General features: G+C 68.1%; 16 protein-coding genes. 2 read left to right on the plus strand and 14 right to left on the minus strand.

Annotated elements, in window-relative coordinates:
- The first annotated feature begins 5 nt into the window (after positions 1–5).
- Positions 6–2,576: a cyanophycin synthetase gene (gene cphA, locus OIK44_RS16395; RefSeq protein ID WP_273672176.1), complete on the plus strand. Its 2,571-nt coding sequence runs from the start codon at positions 6–8 to the stop codon at positions 2,574–2,576.
- Between the two features lie 247 nt (positions 2,577–2,823).
- Here cphA and OIK44_RS16400 read toward each other — a convergent pair whose 3' ends face one another.
- The 13 genes from OIK44_RS16400 to nosZ form a co-directional block, all read right to left on the minus strand.
- Positions 2,824–3,831 (minus strand): DUF4351 domain-containing protein, encoded by a 1,008-nt coding sequence (locus OIK44_RS16400; protein WP_337587206.1) that lies wholly within the window; start codon positions 3,829–3,831, stop codon positions 2,824–2,826.
- A 76-nt stretch (positions 3,832–3,907) separates the two neighbouring features.
- The gene (locus OIK44_RS16405; RefSeq protein WP_273672180.1) at positions 3,908–5,092 is read right to left on the minus strand and encodes an ABC transporter permease; all 1,185 of its coding nucleotides are present in this window, start codon (positions 5,090–5,092) and stop codon (positions 3,908–3,910) included.
- Positions 5,089–5,823 (minus strand): ABC transporter ATP-binding protein, encoded by a 735-nt coding sequence (locus OIK44_RS16410; protein WP_273672182.1) that lies wholly within the window; start codon positions 5,821–5,823, stop codon positions 5,089–5,091. The genes OIK44_RS16405 and OIK44_RS16410 overlap by 4 nt, the downstream gene beginning before the upstream one ends.
- 14 nt (positions 5,824–5,837) lie before the next feature.
- Positions 5,838–7,268 (minus strand): alpha/beta fold hydrolase, encoded by a 1,431-nt coding sequence (locus OIK44_RS16415; RefSeq protein ID WP_273672184.1) that lies wholly within the window; start codon positions 7,266–7,268, stop codon positions 5,838–5,840.
- A 207-nt stretch (positions 7,269–7,475) separates the two neighbouring features.
- Positions 7,476–8,513, minus strand: a complete 1,038-nt coding sequence (locus OIK44_RS16420; RefSeq protein ID WP_273672185.1) for an FAD:protein FMN transferase — start codon at positions 8,511–8,513, stop codon at positions 7,476–7,478.
- 61 nt (positions 8,514–8,574) lie between these two features.
- Positions 8,575–8,985 carry a c-type cytochrome gene (locus OIK44_RS16425; RefSeq protein ID WP_273672186.1) on the minus strand — a complete coding sequence of 137 codons (411 nt, stop codon included), beginning with the start codon at positions 8,983–8,985 and terminating at the stop codon, positions 8,575–8,577.
- 70 nt (positions 8,986–9,055) lie between these two features.
- Complete coding sequence (locus tag OIK44_RS16430; protein ID WP_273672188.1) at positions 9,056–9,712, minus strand: hypothetical protein; 657 nt, start codon at positions 9,710–9,712, stop codon at positions 9,056–9,058.
- 7 nt (positions 9,713–9,719) lie between these two features.
- Complete coding sequence (locus tag OIK44_RS16435) at positions 9,720–10,259, minus strand: nitrous oxide reductase accessory protein NosL (protein WP_273672190.1); 540 nt, start codon at positions 10,257–10,259, stop codon at positions 9,720–9,722.
- Positions 10,256–11,080 (minus strand): ABC transporter permease, encoded by an 825-nt coding sequence (locus OIK44_RS16440; protein WP_273672192.1) that lies wholly within the window; start codon positions 11,078–11,080, stop codon positions 10,256–10,258. Before OIK44_RS16440 ends, OIK44_RS16435 begins: the two co-directional genes overlap by 4 nt.
- On the minus strand, positions 11,064–12,014 hold the full coding sequence (locus tag OIK44_RS16445) for an ABC transporter ATP-binding protein (protein ID WP_273672194.1): 951 nt from the start codon (positions 12,012–12,014) through the stop codon (positions 11,064–11,066). Before OIK44_RS16445 ends, OIK44_RS16440 begins: the two co-directional genes overlap by 17 nt.
- Complete coding sequence (locus tag OIK44_RS16450) at positions 11,989–13,272, minus strand: nitrous oxide reductase family maturation protein NosD (protein WP_273672196.1); 1,284 nt, start codon at positions 13,270–13,272, stop codon at positions 11,989–11,991. The genes OIK44_RS16445 and OIK44_RS16450 overlap by 26 nt, the downstream gene beginning before the upstream one ends.
- Positions 13,273–13,276: 4 nt before the next feature.
- Entirely contained in the window at positions 13,277–15,502 is a 2,226-nt protein-coding gene (locus tag OIK44_RS16455) for a 4Fe-4S binding protein (protein ID WP_273672198.1), read from the minus strand.
- Between the two features lie 89 nt (positions 15,503–15,591).
- Positions 15,592–17,541: a TAT-dependent nitrous-oxide reductase gene (nosZ, locus tag OIK44_RS16460; RefSeq protein ID WP_273672200.1), complete on the minus strand. Its 1,950-nt coding sequence runs from the start codon at positions 17,539–17,541 to the stop codon at positions 15,592–15,594.
- A gap of 327 nt (positions 17,542–17,868) precedes the next feature.
- On the opposite strand from nosZ, the gene OIK44_RS16465 reads away from it, so the two are divergent.
- Complete coding sequence (locus tag OIK44_RS16465; protein ID WP_273672202.1) at positions 17,869–19,131, plus strand: DUF945 family protein; 1,263 nt, start codon at positions 17,869–17,871, stop codon at positions 19,129–19,131.
- A gap of 50 nt (positions 19,132–19,181) precedes the next feature.
- On the opposite strand, the gene OIK44_RS16470 is transcribed toward OIK44_RS16465, so the two are convergent.
- A complete protein-coding gene (locus tag OIK44_RS16470) occupies positions 19,182–22,742 on the minus strand; it encodes an indolepyruvate ferredoxin oxidoreductase family protein (protein ID WP_273672204.1) in 3,561 nt (1,186 codons plus the stop codon).
- Positions 22,743–22,775: the final 33 nt, after the last annotated feature.

Consider the following 22,775-nt stretch of genomic DNA (forward strand, 5'->3'; position numbering starts at 1 on the left):
GGTTTATGGAAGTATCTCGCATACGCGCCCTGCGCGGCCCCAACCTGTGGAGCCAGCACACCTCCGTGGAGGCGATCGTCGCCTGCGGCGCCGACGAACTGTGCGTCGGCGCCATGGCCGGCTTTGAAAGCCGCCTGCGCGCGCGCTTCCCCGCGATGGGGCCGCTGCAGCCGACCGGCCACGACGACGCCATCCCGCTGGCCCACGTGCTGGAGCTTGCCGCCCTGGGCCTGCAGGCGCAAGCCGGCTGCCCGGTGACGTTCAGCCGCACCACGCCGACGCTGGAGCTGGGCATCTTCCAGGTCGTCGTCGAATATTCCGAGGAGGCCGTCGGCCGCCTCGCGCTGGAGCTGGCGCAGCAACTGTGCCGCGCCGCCGCCGCCGACCAGCCCTTCGACCTGCCGGCCGCGCTGGCGCAGTTGCGCGACCTCGACGAGGACGTGCGCCTGGGCCCGAGCACCGGCGCCATCGTGCAGGCGGCCGTGGCCCGCAACATCCCGTTCCGCCGCCTCACCGACGGCAGCCTCGTCATGTTCGGCTGGGGCAGCCGCCAGCGCAAGATCCAGGCCGCCGAAATGGACGGCACCGGCGCCATCGCCGAGGCCATCGCCCAGGACAAGGAACTGAGCAAGCGCCTGCTGCACGCGGCCGGCGTGCCGGTGCCGCTGGGCCGCGTCGTCGCCGACGCCGACGACGCCTGGGCCGCCGCCTGCGAGATCGGCCTGCCGGTCGTCATCAAGCCGAAGGACGGCAACCAGGGCAAGGGCGTGACGGTCAACGTCACCACCCGCGAGCAGCTGACGGCCGGCTACCACGCCGCCTGCGAGTTCCGCGACGACATCCTGGTCGAGCGCTACCTGCCCGGCAACGACTTCCGCCTGCTGGTGGTCGGCAACAAGCTGGTCGCCGCCGCCCGCCGCGACCCGCCGCAGGTGGTCGGCGACGGCACCCGCTCGGTGCGCGAACTGGTCGAACAGGTCAACCTGGACCCGCGCCGCGGCAGCGGCCACGCGACCTCGCTGACCAAGATCCGCTTTGACGACATCGCCCTGGCCAGCCTGGCGAAACAGGGTTATGTGGCCGACTCCGTGCCGCCGACCGGCCAGCGCGTCATCCTGCGCAACAACGCCAACCTGTCCACCGGTGGCGCCGCCACCGACGTCACCGACGACGTCCATCCGGAGGTGGCGGCGCGCGCCATCGCCGCCGCCCACATGGTCGGCCTCGACATCTGCGGCGTCGACGTGGTCTGCGACAGCGTGCTGCAACCGATCGAGGAGCAGAACGGCGGCATCGTCGAAGTCAACGCCGCGCCCGGCCTGCGCATGCACCTGTCGCCCTCCTTCGGCAAGGGCCGCGCCGTCGGCGAGGCCATCATCTCGGCCATGTTCGCCGACGGCGAGGACGGCCGCATTCCGGTCGTCGCCGTCACCGGCACCAACGGCAAGACCACCACGGTGCGCCTGATCGCCCACCTGCTGACGGCCGCCGGCCTGCGCACCGGCATGACCAACACCGACGGCGTCTACATCGAGGGGCGGCGCATCGACAGCGGCGACTGCAGCGGCCCGCGCAGCGCGCGCAACGTGCTGCTGCACCCCGACGTCGACGCGGCCGTGTTTGAAACGGCGCGCGGCGGCGTGCTGCGCGAGGGCCTGGCCTTCGACCGCTGCCAGGTCGCCGTCGTCACCAACATCGGCTCGGGCGACCACCTCGGCCTGAACTACATCACCACCGTCGAGGACCTGGCGGTGCTCAAGCGCGTCATCGTGCAAAACGTCGCCGACAGCGGCGTCGCCGTGCTCAACGCGGCCGATCCGGCCGTCGCCAGCATGGCCGCCAACTGCCGCGGCACCATCACCTTCTTCGCCGCCGACCACCAGCACCCGGTGATGTCGATGCACCGCGCCCAGGGCCGCCGCGTCGTCTACATCGACGGCGCCGACCTGGTCGCCGCCGAAGGCAAGAGCGCCCAGCGGATCGCGCTGGCAGGCGTGCCGATCACCGGCAACGGCGCCATCGGCTTCCAGGTCGAGAACGTCATGGCCGCCGTGGCCGCCGCCTGGGCCGTCGGCATCGAGTGGGAGGCGATCCGCGCCGGCCTGGCCTCGTTCGCCAACGACAGCGACAACGCGCCCGGCCGCTTCAACGTGTTCCAGCACCGCGGCGCCACCGTCATCGCCGACTACGGCCACAACCCGGACGCCATCCTGGCGCTGGTGCGCGCCGTCGACAGCATGCCGGCCAAGCGCCGCTCGGTCGTCATCAGCGGCGCCGGCGACCGCCGCGACGAGGACATCCGCCAGCAAACGGAAATCCTCGGCGCCGCCTTCGACGACGTGCTGCTGTACCAGGACCAGTGCCAGCGCGGCCGCGCCGACGGCGAGGTCGTGGCACTGCTGCGCCAGGGCTTGCAGGGCGCCAGCCGCACCACCCACGTCGACGAAATCAACGGCGAGTTCATCGCCATCGACACGGCGCTGGTGCGCCTGGGCGAGGGCGACCTGTGCCTGATCCTGATCGACCAGGTCGAGGAGGCGCTGGCCCACATCGCCGCGCGCATCGCCCAGGGCTGATCGGGCGCGCCACAGACAAAAGGCTGCAAACCGGCGGGTTTGCAGCCTTTTTTATGCGCGGGTTCAAAGGCCGGGCAGGTACGGCGCGGCATGCTGGCCGGGCATCAGATATTCACAAAATCAATTACAGTCATCACGTATATAAAGTGGATTTATATGATGCGGCGCGGCATACTGCATCTGTCTCCTCTATTCTCCTCCAAGAAAATAGATTCAGCCCGCTCTCGTTAGCGGGCTTTTTTTTGCCTCAAGCCTGGAACACCTGCTCCAGCGTCGTCGCGTCGACGAAGGCCTGCGACCAGGCCAGCAATTCCTCCGTCGAGCCCCGGGCAAGGCGTTTCTGCACGCGCTTGGGCAAGGCGCCGAAGCGCTGCTGCAGCATCTGCGTCAGCAACTGCGCCTGCCCCTGCCGCACGCCTTCCTGCAGTCCCTCCTGTAGTCCTTCCTGCAGTCCCTGCTCGCGGCCTTGCTGGAGGCCTTTCTCCAGCCCTTTCTCCAGTCCTTTCTCCATTCCCAGTTTCAAGCCGATGCGTTCAAACGAAGTGATATACGGCATGCTCTGTCTCCTTTCCTCGACGCGGCGCCAGAACGCGCACTCCAGCGGCTCAGGCAGGCGCATCATCCAGTCAATCACCTTGAATAAGTCCATGATAGCCTGCCTCCCCCAATTTCGCTGAAACAGCAGCTTTGCCAAGCGCCATTTCTCGGCGGCGCGCCGGGCCGCCTTGCCCTTGGTCCGGCGGCAGGACAAGTAAGCCAATGTCACCAGCGCAAACGGATTCGGGTCGCGCAACAACTGCGCCGAGCGGCAGGCGAAATCCTGCAGCCGGACGACGGGAAAGGCCATGTCCACGCTGCAGCCGAACAGCCGGTAGCCGAAGGCGGCGGGCTTGCGGGCGACGCTGTTGTCGGCCAGCAGAGCCAGGCTGGCGACGGGACAATGGTAGCGGTCGAAGATGCGGTAATTGTAGATAAACATGCGCTCGGCGAAACGGCTGTCGCGCCGCCCCTGCACTTCCAGGTGCACCAGCACCCATTTGCGGGCGCCGCCCAGCAGCGTGACCTGGACCAGCTTGTCGGCGATGCGCCTGCCCAGCGCCGCGTCCGGCCAAATCTGCGCCAGTTCCTGCTCAAGGAAGACATGCTCGCGCGACCAGTCGATCAGCGCGTGGGCCAGCGGAAAGTAAAACGCCATGAACGCGGGAAAATACCGCGTCACGGCGTCCTTCCAGGGCGTGTCGTAGTCGTCGGGCATGGCCATGCCCCAGTGTAGCGCGGCGGCCGGCCGCCGCCTTCGCCTGGCGCAAAGGCGAGGCGAAGGGCGCGGCGCCTTAGACGCTGAGCACGTAGCGCTCGCTCTGCATGCGCCGGCTGGCGACGGCGACCGACAGCAGGGCCAGCAGCAAGGCGCTGAAGAAGGTCATCGCGAACGGCAGCCAGCCCACATCCTGCCCCTTGGCCAACTCGCGCAACAGCGTCAGGTTCGACAGCACCGGCACCAGGTACATCCAGCTAGCCGTCGTCAACCCCAGCATCGGCACCGCCATCGCCGGCACCATCGGCAGCAGCGTGACAAAGCTCAGCGTGCTTTGCGCCTCCTTGAACGATTTCGCGTTCATCGCCAGCGCCACCTGCAAGCCCGCCGCCAGCAACGCCAGCGGAATCGTCACCAGGCACAACAGCGCCAGGTCCAGGCCGCTCAAGCGCCACGACATGCCCAGCTCCTCCAGCGGCAACCAGCGCAGCACCGCGTGGGTCAGCACCAGCTCCAGCGTCACGCCGACCAGGGACAGCGTCGAGGCCGCCAGCCATTTTCCCACCACCAGTTCGAGCGCGCTGGCCGGCTGCGCCAGCAACACCTCCAGCGAGCGCCGCTCCCGTTCGCCGGCCGTGCTGTCGACGGCGCAACTCATGCAGCAGATGAAGACGGGCAGGAACAGCATGCCCAGCAGCGCGCCCAGGAAGGTGGCCGAACGCGACGCGTTGGTGCCGGTGTCGTAGCGCTGCACCTTGATCGGCAAGCCCGTCGTCGGCGACACGCCGTGCGCCAGCAGGCGCCCGCTGGCGATGCCGGAACTGTAGTCGCGCAGCACGTCCTCCAGCTCGCGCTGCTTGGCATTGTTCTCCGAGGCCGAGTCGAACCACAGCTCGACGCGGGCCGGCCGCATCGCCTGGTAATGCTCGGCGAAATGCTTGTCGAGCTTCAGCACGGCCACCACCGTGTGTTCGTGCAGCAAATCGGTGACGGCCTGCTCCGTCATCGGCCCGCTCTCGCGGATGATGACGTTTTTCTGCTTGAGCTGGGCCATCAGCGTGGGCGCCTGGGCGCCGCCGATGACGACCAGCTCGATGCCTTCCCGCTCGGGCTTGCCGGCCCGCGTGATCAGGCTGTTCAACAGGAAGCCGTACATCACCGGGTACAGCAAGACCATGAACAGCAACAGCACCATGGCGCGGCGGTCGCGCAGATTGTCCGTCAATTCCTTCAGGAAGACGACGAGAAACTTCGGCTTCATGCGGCGATCCCCTCATCCGTGCCCACCAGGCTGACAAAGGCGTCCTCCAGGTTGACGATGCCGGTTTGCTCGCACAACTGCTGCGGCGAACCCTGCGCGACGGTGCGCCCGCCGGCGATGACGATGACGTCGTCGCACAGGTGGGTCACCTCCTGCATCACGTGGGAGGCCATGATGACGCAGCAGCCCTCCTCGCGCAGCACGTTCAGCGCGCGCCGCAGCGCCCGCGTGCTCATCACGTCGAGCCCCCGGCTCGGTTCGTCGAGCAGCAGGTGGCGCGGCCGGTGCAGCAGCGTGCGCGCCAGCGCCACCTTGATGCGCTGGCCCTGCGAAAAGCCCTTCGAGCGGCGCTCCAGGATATCCTCCAGCCCCAGCAGCTCCACCACCTCGTCCGTGCGGCGCGCGATGGCGGCCTGGTCCATGCCGTTGAGCTCGCCGAAATAGCGCAGGTATTCGCGCGTGCTGAGGCGTTCGTACAGGCCGAACTGGTCGGTCAGGAAACCGATGTTGTTGCGCACCTTGAGCGGTTCGACGGCCGGATCGACGCCGTCGATGCTGATGCTGCCGTGGTCGCGCTTGAGCAGCCCCACCAGCAGGCGCAGCAGCGTGGTCTTGCCGGCGCCGTTGGGGCCCAGCAGCGCCGTGATGTGGCCGTCGCGGGCGCAAAAGCTGACGCCGGCCAGGGCCTGCACGGCGCCGAAATGTTTGCGTACATCGTGAACTTCAATCATCGTGCCTCCTCGGCTCAGGGTTGCGGTCCGGCGCTGCGCAGCAGGAAGGTCGGCGCCGGAATCTCCTTCAGGCACTGCGCGTCCAGCGGCTGCTCGGGCCGGTCGAGGAAGGCGCGCAGCAGACGCGGCGCGCACCCCAGTTGCGACACGCCGTGGCCGACATTGGCGACGACGACATGCTGGGCCCGCGGCATATGGCGGGCGGCCGCCTCGGCGCGGCGCGGCGGCGTGACGGGGTCGAGCGCGCCCGACAGCAGCAGCGCCGGCGCGGCGATCGGCGTCGGCGCGGCATACGGCACGGCCGGCACCTTGACGGCCGTGCACAGGTCGGCGCGCTGGCGGATCGCCGCGGCGGTGAGGAAGGAGCCGCGCGTGTCCTCGGCCAGCAAGTCCGGCGTCAGGCGCGGATAGTCTTCGGCGCAGGTGACGGCCAGGTGCAGCACGAAGCCGAGGCCGCCGTCGACGGAGATGTCGCTGGCCAGGTTGCTGCGCGCCATGAACGGCTGCCAGCGGCCCTGGTAGGCGCTGTGGATCAGGAAAGGCAGGCGGCTGCTGTCGAGCGGCGAATACAGGATGCTGTGGACCGTGCCGAGAAAGCGGTTGCTGCTCATCTGCACGCGCAGCGGCTCGGCGGTGCGCGGATTGACGATGTTGATCTCGATCGGCCCCCGGCCGAGGCGCTCGACCAGGCCGGCGAATTCGGCGCGCAGTTCGGGGAAGGCCTTGGCGCAGCCGGCGTTGGCGGCGCACAGGCTGAACAGGCCGTCCAGCGCGGCCTGGGCGTCGCGCCCGCCGGCCGGTATCACTTGCTCGGGCGCGGCCACGCTGTCGAGTATCAGCGCGCGCACCTGGGCGGGGAAGGCCCGCGCATACGCCTGGGCCAGCCGGGTGCCGTAGGAGCCGCCCCACAGGTTGACCTTGCCGTAGCCGAGCGCCAGGCGCACCCTGTCCAGGTCGCGCGCCGCGTTCGCCGTCGTGTAGGCGGCCAGCGGCTGCTTCTGCGCGCCCAGGCAGGCGCGCGCGGCGCGCTCCGCCTCGGCCTCGCCGAGCAGCTCGTCGCCGTCGCGGCGCTCGCAGTCGAGTTTGCCCGACAGGCCCGTGCCGCGCTGGTCGATGAAGACGATGTCGCGCGTGGCGCGGGTCTTGCCGAAGGTGGCGGCCAGCAGCGGCAGCACGTCGGAGCCGGCCTCGCCCGGACCGCCGGCGAGGATGAACAGCGGGTCCGGCCGGGCGGCGTCGCGGAAGGCCGGCGCCACGGTCACGTGCAGGGCCAGGGTGGCGCCGCCGGGCTGGGCATAATCGAGCGGCACCGTGACGGTGACGCAACGCAAGGCGTCTTCGGAACCGGGCAAATGGCAGCTCCGGCCAGCCTCGCTGACGGGCGCGGCATGGGCCAGCGCGGCGGACAGCGTCAGCGCCAGCAGGGTGAAACAAGGTAAATTCACGGCGACTCCTTGATTGAGACGCAACGATAATAAGTTGATACTGTTTTTATAGTCAATCGTTAAATGCAACTATTTCGTTGCGCCAAACTCAATTACGGCACAAGAAAGGCAAGGCGCCGATGCGTTTGCGCAAACCCCGTTCCGCCGAATCGACTATATCGTTTCAACATACTACATTTTCCGTCTCACCAATAGTGCGCCTTTACCTCAGCGCTGCCGCACCACCATCCTCGCCCGCATGGCCGGCGTCATCTCGACGTTCCGGTCGGCGTCGATCAGCATCACATGGCTCAGGCCGAGGCGTTGCGCCAGACGCTGCCAGTTTTTCGGGCCGTTGATGAACAGCGGCTTGGACGGCCCGTCCGAGCGCGTGCCGGGGTCGCTGCCGCCGGAGGCGATGATGGTGACCGAGGCCACCAGGTCGATGGTGTCGCCGCTGCGCGGGTCGATGATGTGCGGATGGCGCTTGCCCTCGTTCATGAAGTAGCGCTGGTAATCGCCGCTGGTGCCGATCGCCTCGTTGTCGTGCAGCGCCAACTGGGCCACGGCGCCGGCGCCGCGCGGATCGCGCACGCCGACCTGCCACGGCCGCGCGCCGGGCCGGCCGATGGCCAGCACATTGCCGCCGATGTTGATCAGCGCCGCCTGCACGTGCTCGGCGCGCAGGATGGCGGCGGCGCGGTCCAGCGCATAGCCCTTGGCGTAGCCGCCCAGGTCCAGCATCACCGCCTTGTTGCGGCTGGAAATGCGCGTGCCGTCGTAACGCAGGTCGCTCATGCGCGGCTTGGCGTCCACCCAGCGGCGGATCTCGGCGGCGCTGGGCGCGTGCGCCGTGATGTCGCTGCTCTGGAAGCCCCACAGGCGGATCAGGCGGCCGATGGCCGGATTGAACAGATTGTCGGAGCGCTCGGCCAGCCGGCCGGCCGACTGCAGCAGGTCGACCATCTCGGCGTCGCCCTGGTAGGACTCGCCGCGGGCGATGGCGTCGTTGAGCGCCGTCAAGGCGCTCGGCTGCCAGGCGTGGAATTTGTGGTGCAGGCGGTCGAACTCGTTGAGCACGCGGGCGCCCAGTTGTTCGGCGCGCGCCTCCGTCTCGCCATAGATGGCGACCTCGACCTCGGTGCCGAACACATGGCCGGGAACGCGGTGGATGGCGGGCTCGGCGGCGCAGGCCGCGCCGGCGCACAACAGCAGCAGGGCGCCGGCCAGCAGGCCGCGCGCCCGGCGCAGGAAGGGAATGGGCATGGTGGTTCCGCCGTTCGTTGGAAAAGGGGGCGCGGGCGCGGAGCCCCGCCGCCCCGGTAAATTAATGCGCCTTGCTGACCATGTAGTCGACGGCCGCCTTCATTTCATCGTCCTTCAGCACGGCGTTGCCGCCGCGCGGAGGCATCATCTTGAAGCCGTTCAGGGCGCTGCCGTACAGCGTCTCCATGCCCTTGGCGATGCGCGGCTGCCAGGCGGCCGCGTCGGCGAACTTCGGCGCGCCCAGCACGCCGGCGCCGTGGCAGGACAGACAGTTGGCGCTGTAGACGGCCTCGCCCTTGGCGAGGTCGGCGGCGGCCGGCGCGGCGGCGGCGGGGGCCGCGGCGGGGGCCGCGGCCGGGGCGGCAGCAGGCGCGGCGGCGGGGGCGCTGGCGGCGCTCTCCGCCGGCGCCTTGTTGCCGCAGGCGGCGAGCGCCGCGGCCATCAGAATGACTGACAATGTTGATGCTTTCATGTGTATATCCCTATCTGTAATTGTAAAAAATCATAGCCGCTGCCGGCCCCCGCAACGCGCGGCACGGCGGTCAAGCCGCCGTGCCGCCCAGCAAGGGATCGCGCAGCAACACCTCCAGCAAGCCGGAAAAATTCGCCCAGCAATCGCTGCCGGGCGAGGTCAGTGTGTCGACGCGCTGCACGCCGTCGGCGTCGCGCAGCCGGTGCGCCGGCGTCGGCCGCCCCGCTCCGGCGGGCGCCGTGTCGATGCGCAGCTCGGCGTCGCCCCAGCTCCACGCCAGCGCATATTCGTCCGCGCTGGCATAGCGCACTTCCATCAGCAAGCCCGTGTCGAAGGCCAGCAGCAAGGCGTCCTGCGCCAGCCGCGCCGGCTCCGCCATGCGCGCCGCGTAATGCTGTTCCAGCTGCTCCTTCAAGTGCAAATGCAGGCTGACGCCGGCCGCCTCCAGCGCGGCGCCGCCATGCAGCAGCGCGCCCAGCTCGGCGCGGATCTGCGCGCGCATCTGCTCCAGAATCAGCGCGCTCAGATAGTCGCCGTACGCCGACTCGGCGTCCGCCTGCCCCAGGCGGATGCGTTCGAGCAGCTCGGCCTCGGCCGCCACGTCGTGGCGCTTGAGCAAGGTCTTGCGCGACTCGCGCAGCAGGTAGCTGGTGCGCGCGTACATGGCTTGCAGGGCGTCGTCGTCGAGCTCGGGCACCAGCGCTTCCTGGTCGTTGCGATTGTCCATAAACACCTCAGCGCGACATCGTCGTGTCATGGTCGACGCCGCCGCTAAGCGAGGCCATCTCGGCGCTGACCTGCTCGAAGCGCAAAATCTTGCCGCCCTCCTTCTTCACGAAGGCTTCGGCGTCCTGCATGCTGGAAAACGAGCCGAAGGTCGGCCCCATCGAGCCCAGTTTGGCGCTGCCGGCGACATACACGGCGCTCTTCGCGTCTATCCAGTGGCCGCTCGGATGCGCCCAATCCGTCTTGCCCATGTCCTGCACGTAGACGGCGCTGGCCGGACGCTGCTGCTCGGGCGCGCGCAGCGCCGTGAACAGCTCCATCAGGTCGCAGAAAAAGTCCGGCTTGCCTTCGGCGTAGTGGATCTGCGCCTTCGGTCCGGCGAAGTCCTTCAGCAGCATGCCGTCGAGCACGCAGGCGGTGTTGGCGCCCGGCTCCTCGGCCTGGGCGCGCTGGCCGGTCTGGTTGCAGGCGGCCAGCAGCGCCAGCAGGAGCAGGCCGACGCTGCGGCGCAGGGGGAAACGGCGGGCTTGTTTGCGGGGCGATATCACTTGAATCTCCAGTTAGCGAATAAGAAGGGGGCGACGACCCAGGCCAGCATGATGCCCAGCAAAACCGCCGGGTTGGTCAAGCCCTCGGGCATCACGGTGGCCAGGCCGTACATGGCTTGCACCTGCTGCGAATTGAACATGTTCAGCAGGCGGAACACGTCGGCCGGGTTCAGCATCAGCAGGCCGGCGAACAGGCCGCTGCTCAGCGCGCCCTTGCTCAGCACCAGCAAGCCCATCAGCAGCAAATCGAAAATCAGCACGAAGAAGAACCACAGCGCGATGGCCATGCCGCTGGCGCGCATGCGGTCGCGCGCCACCACGGACAGGCACATCGACAGGCTGAGGAAGGCCATGCCCATCAACACGGCCGAGCCGACGAAGCCGATGTAGTGGTACAGCTCGGCGCTGCCGATGCTGCCGGCCAGCGGCAGCAGGCCGGCGCCGAAGCCGATCGCCGTGGCGCCGGCCAGCGCCGCCGACAGGCCGAGGAATTTGCCGAGCAAAATCTCGAAGCGGGTGATCGGCATCGACAGCAGCAGCTCCAGCGAGCCGCGCTCGCGCTCGCCGACGATGGCGTCGTAGCCGAGGATGACGGCGATCAGCGGCACCAGATAGATGACCAGGCTGACCAGGCTGGCGACCGTCACCTCGATGCCCTGGAAGCCGACGGAACCCTGCTGGGCGCCGCCGAAATAGGCGATCGCCAGCGCGAACAGGGCGAAGATCAGCGCCACCGCCAGTACCCACCAGTTGCGGATGCGCTCGCGCCACTCCTTGGCGGCGATGACGCCGACCTGGGCCCACTCAATGCGCCTGAACATGGCGTCCTCCATAACCCAAAAATAAATCTTCCAGCGACGGCTCGTGCACCAGCACGTCGCGCGCCCCGCAATCCTGCGCCAGCAGGCGCCGCAGCACGTCGAGCTTCTGCGGCTGGGCGCAACTGACGCGCGCCGTGTCGCCGGCCACGTGGATGCGCAAGCCGTCCAGCCCCGCCAGCGCCGTGCGCAACGCGCCCTCCTGGCCCGCCGGCAGCGTCAGCTCTATCGTCGACGGCATCACCTGCTGGGCGCGCAACTGCGCCAGCGTGCCGTGGGCGGCGACGCGGCCGCCCTGCAGGATCAGCAGGCGGTCGACGCGCTCCTGGATCTCGGCCAGGATGTGCGAGGTGATGATGATCGTCGTGCCGTCCGCCTGCAACTGGCGCAGCACCTGGTAAAAATCGTGGATGCCCTGCGGGTCCAGGCCGTTGGTCGGCTCGTCGAGGAAGATCAGGTCGGGCCGGCCCAGCAGCGCCTGGGCGAAGCCGAGGCGCTGGCGCATGCCCTTCGAATAGCCGCGCACGCGCCGCCCGGCCGCCGCTCCCAGGCCGACGCGTTCCAGCAGCGCCGCGCAATCGGCGCGCGGCACCCGCTTCAGGTCGGCGAACAGGTACAGCACCTCCAGGCCGCTCAAGTTGTCGTAGGTGACGAAGCTCTCCGGCAAATAGCCGATGCGCCGCCGCACCTGGCGGAAGTCGCCGCCGGCGATCGGCACGCCGTGCACGCGCACGGCGCCGCTGCTGGGCGCGATCAATCCCAGCATCAGCTTGAACAGGGTGCTCTTGCCGGCCCCGTTCGGGCCGATCAAGCCGAACATCTCGCCCGGCGCGACGGCCAGGCTGACGCCGTCGAGGGCGTGCACCTCGCCATACCACTTGCCGACGTCGGCCACCTCGACCGCGGCGGGCCTATTTGTCATTGCTGCGTTTGTCATTCCAGCGTTTCCAATCCGTGTAAATGGGCCGCATGCGCGGGTGCTTGTCGACGATGCTGGGCGCGCGCAGCAGCGGGAACTGGCGCGCGACGAAGCGCAGGCTCTGCACCGAGGGGCTGGACAACAGCAGCTTGATCAGCGGGTACTGCCAGTGCAGGCGGTCGACGACGTCGTTGGCCTCGTAGGCGACGTCGCCGCGGCCGTCGCCGTCCTGGTCCCAGCCGCCGTAATTGCTCCAGTAATTGCCCTCGCTGCGGCCCCACTCGACGTCGCGCGCGGCCACATACTTGATCTGCTCGCGGTTGCCGACGAAATCGTTGCCGTCGACCTGGTTGTTGCCGGAGCCGGCCGTCAGGTGCACGCCGACGCGGTTGTTGATGACCAGGTTGCGCCGCACCACGTTGTACTCGGCGTCGTAGATGAAGAAGCCGCGGCCGTTGCCGGCCACGACATTGTTCTCGATGACGGAATCCTGGATGGTCCGCAGCATGATGCCGTGGTCGCTATTGCCCCAGGCCTGGTTGTTGCGCACCGTCAGATTGCGCACCTCCATCAGCGCCAGGCCGCCGCGGTTCAGGAAGGATTCGTTGTTTTCCCACACGCTATGGTCGGTGTTCATATAGTGGGTGCCATAGCGCAGGTGGTGGATCTTGTTGCCGCGGAACAGGGCGTGCTTCGACACGTCGACGTAAATGCCGTCGCGCGCGAAACTGATGTCGTTGTCGAGGATCTGCGCGCCGCTGGTGTTGAACACCTGGATGCCGTTGCCGCGCGCGGCCGACTGCAAATCGCGCTTGCCGGTGATGTGGTTGCCGATGACGCGGCCGTCCTTGAGCCCCTCCAGCCAGACGCCGAACAGGTTGTAGACCAGCGCGCAGTCGCGCACCAGCGCGCGGTCGGCGCCCGGCTCGAAATACACGCCGGCGTTCTGCGCGCCCAGGTCGCTGCCGCTGTCGCGTATCGTGAAGCCGCTGACGCTGACGTCGGCGGCGCGCACGCGGATCACGTCGCCCTCGCCCTGCCCCGTCAGCGTCGGCCGGCCCACGCCCTCCAGCGTCAGCGGCTTGTCGATCACCAGCCTGCCGCTGTAGACGCCGCGCGCCACGCGCACCGTGTCGCCGGCCTGGGCCGCCTGGATCGCCGCGCCGATCGACTCGCCCGGCTTGACCAGCAGGACGGCGGCCGGCGCCGCGCCCGCCAGGCACAGCCAGGCGGCCAGGGCGGCGCCGCAACGGCGCGGGGATAGGGCTGGACCCATGGCCTTACTCCTGCGGCGCCGGCCGGGGGGCCAGTTGCGCGTTCTTCTCGGACAGCGTGCGGCGCACGCTGTCGAGCGAAATGAAATAGCCGCCGGCGTCGATGTCCGTCAGCGGCAGGCCGGCCTTCTCGCGCGTCTTGCGCTCCTTCACCAGCGGCGGGCAGGCGTGGTCGTCGTAATACAGCACCATGCAGTCGAGGCAGGCCATGCATTCCATCTGGTCGATCTTGCCGGCCGCGTCGATCGCGTGCGAGCCGCAGCCGGAGGCGCAAGCGTGGCAAGTCTGGCACTCGGCCTTGCGCTTCAGGCCGAACAGGCGGAACTTGCCGGGGATGGCCAGGCCGGCGCCCAGCGGGCAAATATACTTGCAATACGGCCGCTCGCTGAAGAAGGACCAGCCGAGGATACCGCCGATGAACAACCAGAACGGCCACGTGCGGTTCCACACGCCGACCAGGAAGGTGGTCTTGAACGGCTCGATCTCGGCCAGCGTCTCGGCCGCCTCCATCGAGTAGAAGGACACGCCCAGCAAGACCAGGAAGATGACGTACTTGAGCCAGCGCAGCTTGTCGTGCACGGCCTTCGGCAACAGCTTCTGGAAGCGCTTCAGGCCCAGCCACTTGCCGGCGCTCAGCGCCAGTTGCTGCAGCGAGCCGAACGGGCACAACCAGCCGCAGAACACGCCGCGTCCCCACACCAGCACGGTGATGATGATGAACCACCAGAACAGGAAGATGAAGGGGTCGGACAGGAACAGCTCCCACTTCCACTGGTTGATCAGCGAGTGGAACCAGGTCATCACCTGGGTGATGCTGGGCTGGGCCTTCAGGTAGAAACCGAGGAAGCCGACGCTGGCCAGCCACAGCAGATGGCGCGGCACGCTGATCCACGGCTTGCTCTTGCGCGTCGAGCGGCGCACCAGGGCGTCGCGGCGGGCGTACCAGAACGCGGCGAAGCCGAGCACGGCGACGAACAGCGCGATCTGCGGCTTCTGGTTGGCCCAGATGGCCTTCCACGGCGCCTCGTGGCGCTGCACCTGCGGCCGGCCGCCCTCCAGATAGCGGGCCGGCAGCCAGAACTCCTGGTCGAAATGGACGAAGGTGCGGGTGCCGCTCTGGCGGTCGGCCTTGTTGGCCAGCACCGTCAACTGCCACGGCCAGGCCGGATTGAAATTGGCGGAGCGGACGATGAAAATCGCCGACTCCTTGAAGCCGGGCACGTCGGCCGGCTGCAAATGGTAGAGGTTCTGGTAATCCGTGTCGCGGAAGGTGAACGTCACCGGGTCCTGGCGCACCTGCACGCGGTCGTAGATGCCGCCGCGCACGAAGCCGGAGCCCTTGAACGATTCCTGGCCGTTGGCGACGATGAAGATCGCGTGCTCGTCCGGTTGCAACTCGTCCATCAGGCGCCGGTAACCGTGCTCGCCCAGCAGGCTCAGGCCCAGCGCCGGCGTGTTCAGGTAGCCGAAATACAAATCCATATACGGCCGCGAGGTATCGGCCGCGCCGGCGGCGGCGGCGGGAATCAGCAGGCGCTGCACGCTGCCTTCCTTGAGCATGGCGGCCCAGTCCAGCGTTTCCCGGACGGGGCTGAAGCGGGCCGGCGGCCGCGGCGTGCTCTTGATGATGCCGACCTGGCGGCCGATCTCATAGGCGCTGCGGGAAATGACCTGGTTCTCGGCGATGGCCGTGACGGTGGCGCCGCTGATCGCGTCCAGGCCGATGGCGCCCTCCTCCTCCTGGCCGCGGCCGATCACCAGCTTGGCGTCGGCCGCCTTGCCGACGTACTGCTGGATGAACTTCAACAGGGCCGACTCGGGTATGCCGGCCAGCAGAATCGGTTCGGAGTGCTTCAACACGCGCACGCCGCTGATGACGCCGTGCGTGTCCATGCCGATCAGGGTGACCACCGGCTTGCCGGAATAGGCGGGGATGTCGACGACGTCCGTCGACAGGAACACATAGCCGACCAGGCGCGTCTTGCCGCCCTCGACGACATAGCCGTCGACATAGCTGGGCGCGCCCTTGCGCTTGGAAAACTGCTGGGCGGCCGGCAGCACGTCGCGGCAGGGCGCGACGGCGCACAGGTCTTCGCCGTGCAGCAATTGGGCCGACAACTCGGCGTCGTAAATGGTGGCCAGCGCCGGCGGCGCCGACAAGGCGGCGCACAGCAGCGCCAGCGCCGCGCATAGGCGGCGCGGCAGGCGGAAACGGTCAACGATAGAAATCATGGTGGCGACAATTCGGGTGGCGCGCGACGCCGCAACGCCGCGCGCAAGCGGGACGGGGCGCCAGGCGCCCCGTCCCGGGTACGGCGAAATTACGCTTCGACGAGCAAGCGGCTGCGCATCTCCAGATGCAAGGCGTGGCAGAAGTGCGTGCAATAGATCCAGAAGGCGCCGGCACGGTCGGCCTTGAAGGTGACCGATTTGGTTTCCTGCGGATTGACGATGAAGTTCACGTTATAGGTCGGAATCGCGCAACCGTGGGTCAAGTCTTCCACCTTGTCGTGGTTGGTCAGCGTCAGCGTCACCTCGTCGCCCTTCTTGACCTTGATGACCGGCATGCTGTACGACGGCGCCTGCGACATCAGGAAGATCGACACCTTGTTGCCCTTGCGCTCGACGCGCGAATCGGCCGGCGTCTTGACGGCGTTCGGGAAGTCGTCCATGTTGTAGATCTGGCGCGTCTTGACGATGTCGCGGCGCACGATGATGCCGTCATGCGGCTCCGGATACGCCGTGTGGTCGGCGATCATCACCATCTTCTCGCCGCTGATGACGATCAACTGCTCCGTTTCCGGGTGCAGCGGGCCGACCGGCAGGAAGCGGTCCTTCGAGAACTTGTTGCCCGAGTTGAAGTACTTGCCGTCCGCTTCCTTCGTCTCGCCCATCGAGCAATACGTGTGGCCCGGCTGGTAGTGGACGTCGAGGCGGTCCAGCACCACCTTGGCCGCCTTGTCGCCCTTGAACTGGGCGATGGCCTTGTCGACGTTCCATTTGACGATCTGGCTGTCGAGGAACAGCGAGGTGTAGGCATTGCCCTTGCCGTCGAAGCCGGTGTGCAAAGGTCCCAGGCCGATTTCCGGCTCGGCGACGACGCTGGCGCGCTCGTCCTTGAGTTCGCCGGCGAACCATTTATGCACCAGCGACAAGTCGATCACGGTGGCCGTCGGCGACAGCTTGCCGGAGCAGACGAAGTACTTGCCGTCCGGCGAGGCGTTGACGCCGTGCGGATTCTTGCTGACCGGCACATAGCAGGTCAGCGCCGTTTTCGGGTCGGCGTTGGCGGCTTTGCGGCCGTCGACGACCGGCACCTTCGAGCTGCCGATGGTGGTGAACTTGCCGTCCTTGATCATCTGCTCGATGCGGCCGACGTTGAAGAACACGCAGGCGTCGCGCTCGGAGGCCATCATGCCGGCCAGGTCGAAGGCGTTTTCCGTGTTGTACTGGTTCGAGGCCGCCAGCTTGCCGTCGTAGGAGGTGGCGATCAAGTCCATATTGCCGTCGACGCGGCACTGCCAGCGCACTTCCATCGTCGCCGCGTCGACGCAGCTGAACAGGCAGCCCCATTTGCTCGGGTCGTTCAAGTCGCGGCCGTCGTTAGGCAGCGGAATGTGGAACTCGGCGCCGCAGAACACCCGCGTCGTGTAGTTGACCTTGGCGTCGACGGGGTCGCACTTGTCGGGGAAAATGCCGTGGAAACCCTGGATGTTGGGAATTTCGACGATCTTGTCGCATTCCATCGTGTCCATGCGGATGCGCGCCAGGCGGGCGTGGATCTTGTCGTTGACGAACAGCCAGCGGCCATCGTAGGTGCCGTCCTTGTAGCTGCCGTGGATGTGGTGGGTGTCGCCGGTGGTGTACTTCAGGCTGCCGTCGGGCTTGGTGCCGATGATGGCCTTCGATTCATTCGTCAGACCCCAGCCGACCATCGGGTCGATATTGAAGACGGGGATGCGGCGCAGCGTGCGGCCGGACGGCAGGCCGAGAATGCGCGCCTCGCCGGAATGGCCGCCGCTGGTGAAGTGGTAGTACTCGTCGAGCTGGCCGGGCGCCACCTCGTGGCCGGCCGCCTGCGGCGCACCGGCCGCCTTGGCGGAAGCGGACGCGGCCGCACCCTTGGCGGCGCCGTCGTCCTTGCAACCGGCCAGGCCCAGCGTCAGGCCGGCCCCCGTCAGTCCCAACAAGGCGCTCTTGCCGAGGAAGTTGCGACGGGTTGGGCGCTGTGGCACAGCGTCGGCGTTTTTCTTTTCGGGCAATGCATCCATCTGTAGTTCTCCAATCGGCATGAAAAAGCGGGGGTTGTTAGGCAGGCAAAGCTTATTCCCGGCCACCGGATTGCACTATTGGTCAAAGGATCATTTCCGAAAATCAATATAAATAGCCCGCCTCCGCCGAAGGAGCTAGCAGCGGCGCGGCCGCGCCTAGACTGGACGAACTAGACCGCGGGGCGCGCGGGGGCGCGCACGGCTGAGCGAGCGCTAACTTGCGGTTTTCGCGTAAAATTCATCCCGTGCAACTTTGCCGTATAGATAATTCAGCGTAGTTCCCCGCTTCCACCGGCCGCGCTTGCGGCCCTCACCCAGGCAATCCCTTTGAAAACACCATTTGTCGGCCTCACCCTCGCCACCGCCCTGCTGGCGGCCCCCAGCCACGCCGCATCGCAGTCGGAACTGACGGACGCGATCCTGTCCGCGTACAGCGAAACCTCGGCCGCCTTCGGCCCCCGCCCCAACCTGGCGCAGGCGCTCGGCACGCTGCCGCTGCGCTACTCGGCCGACACGGCGGAGAAATTGACCAAGGTATTCGGCAACGCCCAGCCGCTGCGCGTGAAGCCGGCGCCGGCGCCCAAGGGGCAGGTCGGCTACCTGATGACGCTGCAGCCGCTGCGCTTTAGCGAGCGCGGCCGCGTCGAGGTCGAATGGAGCGAACTGGCAGTCAAGCTGGCGCTCAACAAGGCCGGCAACACCCTGGCCACCGACGGCCGGTGGGCCGGCTTCGCCGCCGGCGACCGCTACAGCAGCGTGCGCTACAGCGACATCCGCTTCAACAGCCAGCACGAGCGCAACGCCGACGGCGTCTGGTTCGGCGCCACCCAGGGCCGCATCGGCGTCATCGCCTTCGACGAAACGCCGCTGACGGCGCCGGCGAAGCCGCGCGCGCCCAGCAAGAACAGCAAAGCCTTCCGCATGGAGGATGTGCGCTTCAGCACCGGCCTGGGCTCGCGCGGCAAGGTCGCCGACCTGAGCTACCGCTTGTCGGCGGCGACCCTCGAAGTGAACAAGGAAAAAATCGAGCGCCTGAACCTGTCGCTGCGCCTGACCAATATTGACGCCAAGGTGGTGAAGGAATTGTCGCAGTCGCTCAACGGCAGCGTGGCGGCGGCGCTGAACAACGCGCACAGCGGCGCGACGCTGCAGCAGTTCGAACAACTGGGCAAGCGCGCGCTGCTGAACGGCGCCGCGCTGGCCATCGACGACCTGAGCGGCAGCTTCCGCGGCGACACGGCCGCGCTCAAGGGCCACATCGGCCTTGCCAACGCCACGGAAGATGACCTGGACTCGTTCTCGCGCATGCTGGGCAAACTGGTGGCGCGCTTCGAGCTGCGCATGCCGATCTCGCTGGTGCGCAACGTCGCCGTCATCTTCACGCGCGCGGGCAGCGAAGCGGAAAGGCTGTCGCTGGGGCGCAAGGCGGCCGACAAGGCCATCGACAAGGCCATCGGCGACGGCTACGTCCGCCTCGACGACGGCGAACTGTATTCCACCATCGAATACAAGGACGGCAAGTTGAGCGCCAACGCCAAGGCGCTGGACATGTCCAACTTGCTCGGCGGACCGCCGCGGCGGACCAGGTAAGGAAAGCCGGCGGCTGCGCGCCGGCCCCATGCGCGCAGTGGCCGGTTCGCTCAGGCGGCCCGCCCTTGCGGCCTGGCCTCCCGCTGCGCCATCTGCTGGCGCAGCCGCAGCGCCTGCGCGTCGGCCAGGTCCAGGCTTTTCAGCTTGACGTGGCCATAACCGCGCACCTGCTCGGGCAGTTGCGCCAGCTTCAGCAGCGTCGCCCGGTTCTCGCCGTCGAGCGTGGCGCAGATCTCATCGACCAGGTCGAAATAGCCGTCGCGCCAAGCCCGCTCGCGGCGCCGCTCGGCGCTGTAGCCGAAGATGTCGAGCGGCGTACCGCGCAGCACCTTCAACGGCGCCAGCGCGCGGAACAGCGGCAAGATCCACGCGCCGACGCGGATCTTGCGCGGCACCTCGGAACCGGGCTTCTTGCGCGCCAATAGCGGCGGCGCCAGATGGAACTCCAGCTTGAAGTCGCCGCCGAACGCGGCGTCGATCTGCTCGCGGAACGCGGCCGCCGCGTGCAGGCGCGCCACCTCGTACTCGTCCTTGTAGGCCATCACCTTGAACAGATAGCGGGCCACGGCCTTCGCCAGCGGCGTCTTCGACTGCACGCCGTCGAGGGCGCGCTCCTTGTCGGCGACGCGCGCCACCGCCTCCAGATAGCGCCGCGCGTAGCGCCGGTCCTGGTACAGCTCCAGGCGCGCCGCGCGCAAGGCCAGCGTCTGCTCCAGCGAGGCCGGCGCGGTGAACTGCACCACCTTCGCGCGCTCCGGCGCCAGCCCTTCCAGCGCGGCGCCGTCGGCGGCGGCCAGGCGCCCCAGCGCGAACGCCTTCTTGTTCATCTCGACGGCGACGTCGTTCAACTCAATCGCGCGCAGCAGCGCGGCCAGGCCGACCGGCACCAGACCCAGTTGCCAGGCGTAACCGAGCATCAGCATGTTGGCGGCGATCGGCTCGCCCAGCAGGCGCGTGGCCGTGTCCTGGGCGTCGAGCGCGTGCACCCTGTCGGCGCCGACGACGCGGCGCAACTGCTCGAACAGCCGCCCCATGTCGTTGCTGGCGTCCGGGTTGCGGGTGAACGCGGCGGTGGGGATTTCACGCTCGTTGGCGACGACCCGGGTATGCCCGTGGCGCATTACCGCGAGCGCGTCCGGCATCGAGCCGACCACCAGATCGCAGGCAAGGATGGCGTCGGCCTGGCGCAGGTCGATGCGCACCTGGTTCAGCGCCGCCGGCGAGGCGGCGATGCGCAGGTGCGACATCACGGCGCCGCCCTTTTGCGCGAAGCCCATGAAGTCCAGCGTCGAGGCGCCCTTGCCTTCCAGGTGCGCGGCCATCGTCACCAGCGCGCCCAGGGTGACGACGCCGGTGCCGCCGACGCCGGCGACGAGGATTTCAAACGGCTTGGCGAAGATGTGCGGCGGCGGCACCGCGCAGGCGGCGACGGCGCGCTCCAGCGCGGCCAGCTCCAGCTTCGCGGCGGCCGGCTTCTTCAGTTGCCCGCCCAGCACCGAGACGAAGCTGGGGCAGAAACCCTCGGCGCAGGAATAATCCTTGTTGCACGAGGCCTGCTCGATCTGCCGCTTGCGCCCCAGCGGCGTTTCCAGCGGCAGGATCGACAGGCAGTTCGACTGCACGCCGCAGTCGCCGCACCCCTCGCACACTTCCGGGTTGATCAGCATGCGCCGCGCCGGATCGGGGAAAGCCGTGTGGGTCGCCGTGTTCTTCTTGCGGCGGCGCCGCTTCTCGGCCGCGCAGGTCTGGTCGTACACCAGCACGGTGACGCCCTCGATGTCGCGCAACTGGCGCTGCACCAGATCGAGCTCGCCGCGGTGGTGCAGCGTGACGCCGGCCGGCAGCGCCACGCCGTCATAGTTGCCCGTCTCGTCGGTGACGACGACGACCTTGCGCGCGCCCTCTGCCAGCACCTGCCGGACGATCTGCGGCACCGACAGCGTGCCGTCGACCGGCTGCCCGCCCGTCATCGCCACGGCGTCGTTGTAGAGGATTTTGTAGGTGATGTTGGTGCGCGCGGCGATCGCCTGGCGCACGGCCAGGAAACCGGAGTGGAAATAGGTGCCGTCGCCGAGGTTCTGGAACACGTGCTTCCGGCCGACGAAGCGCGAGGCCGCGACCCAGGTCACGCCCTCGCCGCCCATCTGCGTCAGATTGTTGGTGTCGCGCTCCATCCAGGTGGCCATGAAGTGGCAGCCGATGCCGGCCAGCGCCGTGCTGCCCTCGGGCACGCGGGTGGAGGTGTTGTGCGGGCAGCCGGAGCAGAAGTACGGCGTGCGCACGGCCCCGGCCGGGTCGGCGCGCAGCTCGGCCGCGCAGAAGGCCGGCAGATAGCGCTGCAAGTCCAGCGCCGGCAGGTGCGGCGCCAGCCAGCGTATCAGCACCGGCGCGATGCGCGACGGCCGCAGCTCGCCGATGGCCGCCAGCAGCGGCTGGTTCTGCAGGTCGGTCTTGCCCAGCACCTGCGGGCGCCGTTCCTGCGGCAGATTGTAGAACTGGTTTTTCAGTTGCTGCTCGATGAGCGGGTCCTTCTCCTCGACGACGAGGATTTCCCGCAGCCCGGCGGCGAACTCGGCCAGGCGCTGCGGCTCCAGCGGCCAGGTCAGGCCCGGCTTGTAGAGGCGGATGCCGAGCTGGTTCAGGCGCCCGACGTCGAGCCCCATGCGCTGCAAGGCTTCCAGCAAATCCAGATAAGCCTTGCCGGCGCTGACGATGCCCAGCGTCGCGCCCGGCGCCGGCGCGACCAGACGGTCGATCGAATTGGCGCGCGCGAAGGCCCGCACGGCGTTGAGCTTTTCCGCCACGCGCTGCTCGATCTTCAGGCTGGGCAGGTCGGGCCAGCGGTAATCGAGGCCGTCGGCCGGAAACACGTAATCGCCGGGCACGCGGTACTGCGGCAGCGGCGGCAGCTCGACCACGGCGCCGCCCTCGACGGTTTCGGAAATGGCCTTGAAACCCACCCAGTTGCCGGAAAAGCGCGACAGCGCCCAGCCGTACAGGCCGAACTCCAGATACTCCTCGATGTTCGCCGGATTCAGCACCGGCATGCTCCAGGCGACCAGCGCCTGCTCGCTCTGGTGCGGCATCGACGAGGAAACGCAGCCGTGGTCGTCGCCCAGCACCACCAGCACGCCGCCGTGTTTCGAGGAGCCGTAGGCGTTGCCGTGCTTGAGGGCGTCGCCGGAGCGGTCGACGCCCGGCCCCTTGCCGTACCACATGGCGAAGACGCCGTCGACCTTGCGCGTGGCGTCGCTTTCGACCTGCTGCGAGCCGAGCACGGCGGTCGCGCCCAAATCCTCGTTGATGGCAGGCAGGAATTCGACGCCGTGTTGCTGCAGCAAGTCCTTGGCGCGCCACATCTCCTGGTCGACGGCGCCCAGCGGCGAGCCGCGGTAGCCGCTGACGAAGCCGGCGCTGTTCACGCCGTTCGCCGCGTCCAACTGCTTCTGCATCACCAGCAGCCGCACCAGCGCCTGCGTGCCGGTCAAAAACACCCGCCCGGCGGCGCGCCGCAGATTGTCGTCGAGCCGGTAATCCGGGTCCGCCAGGGCCCGCGCAGGCTGCGCCACCACGGCCGCGGCCGTGTCCAACTTGTCTCCATGAGGAAGCATTTTTCTACCCTTTGAAAGGCGCCCTTTTGGGCG

Source organism: Janthinobacterium fluminis, from assembly GCF_028595325.1.
Taxonomy (GTDB): Bacteria; Pseudomonadota; Gammaproteobacteria; order Burkholderiales; family Burkholderiaceae_D; genus Janthinobacterium; species Janthinobacterium fluminis.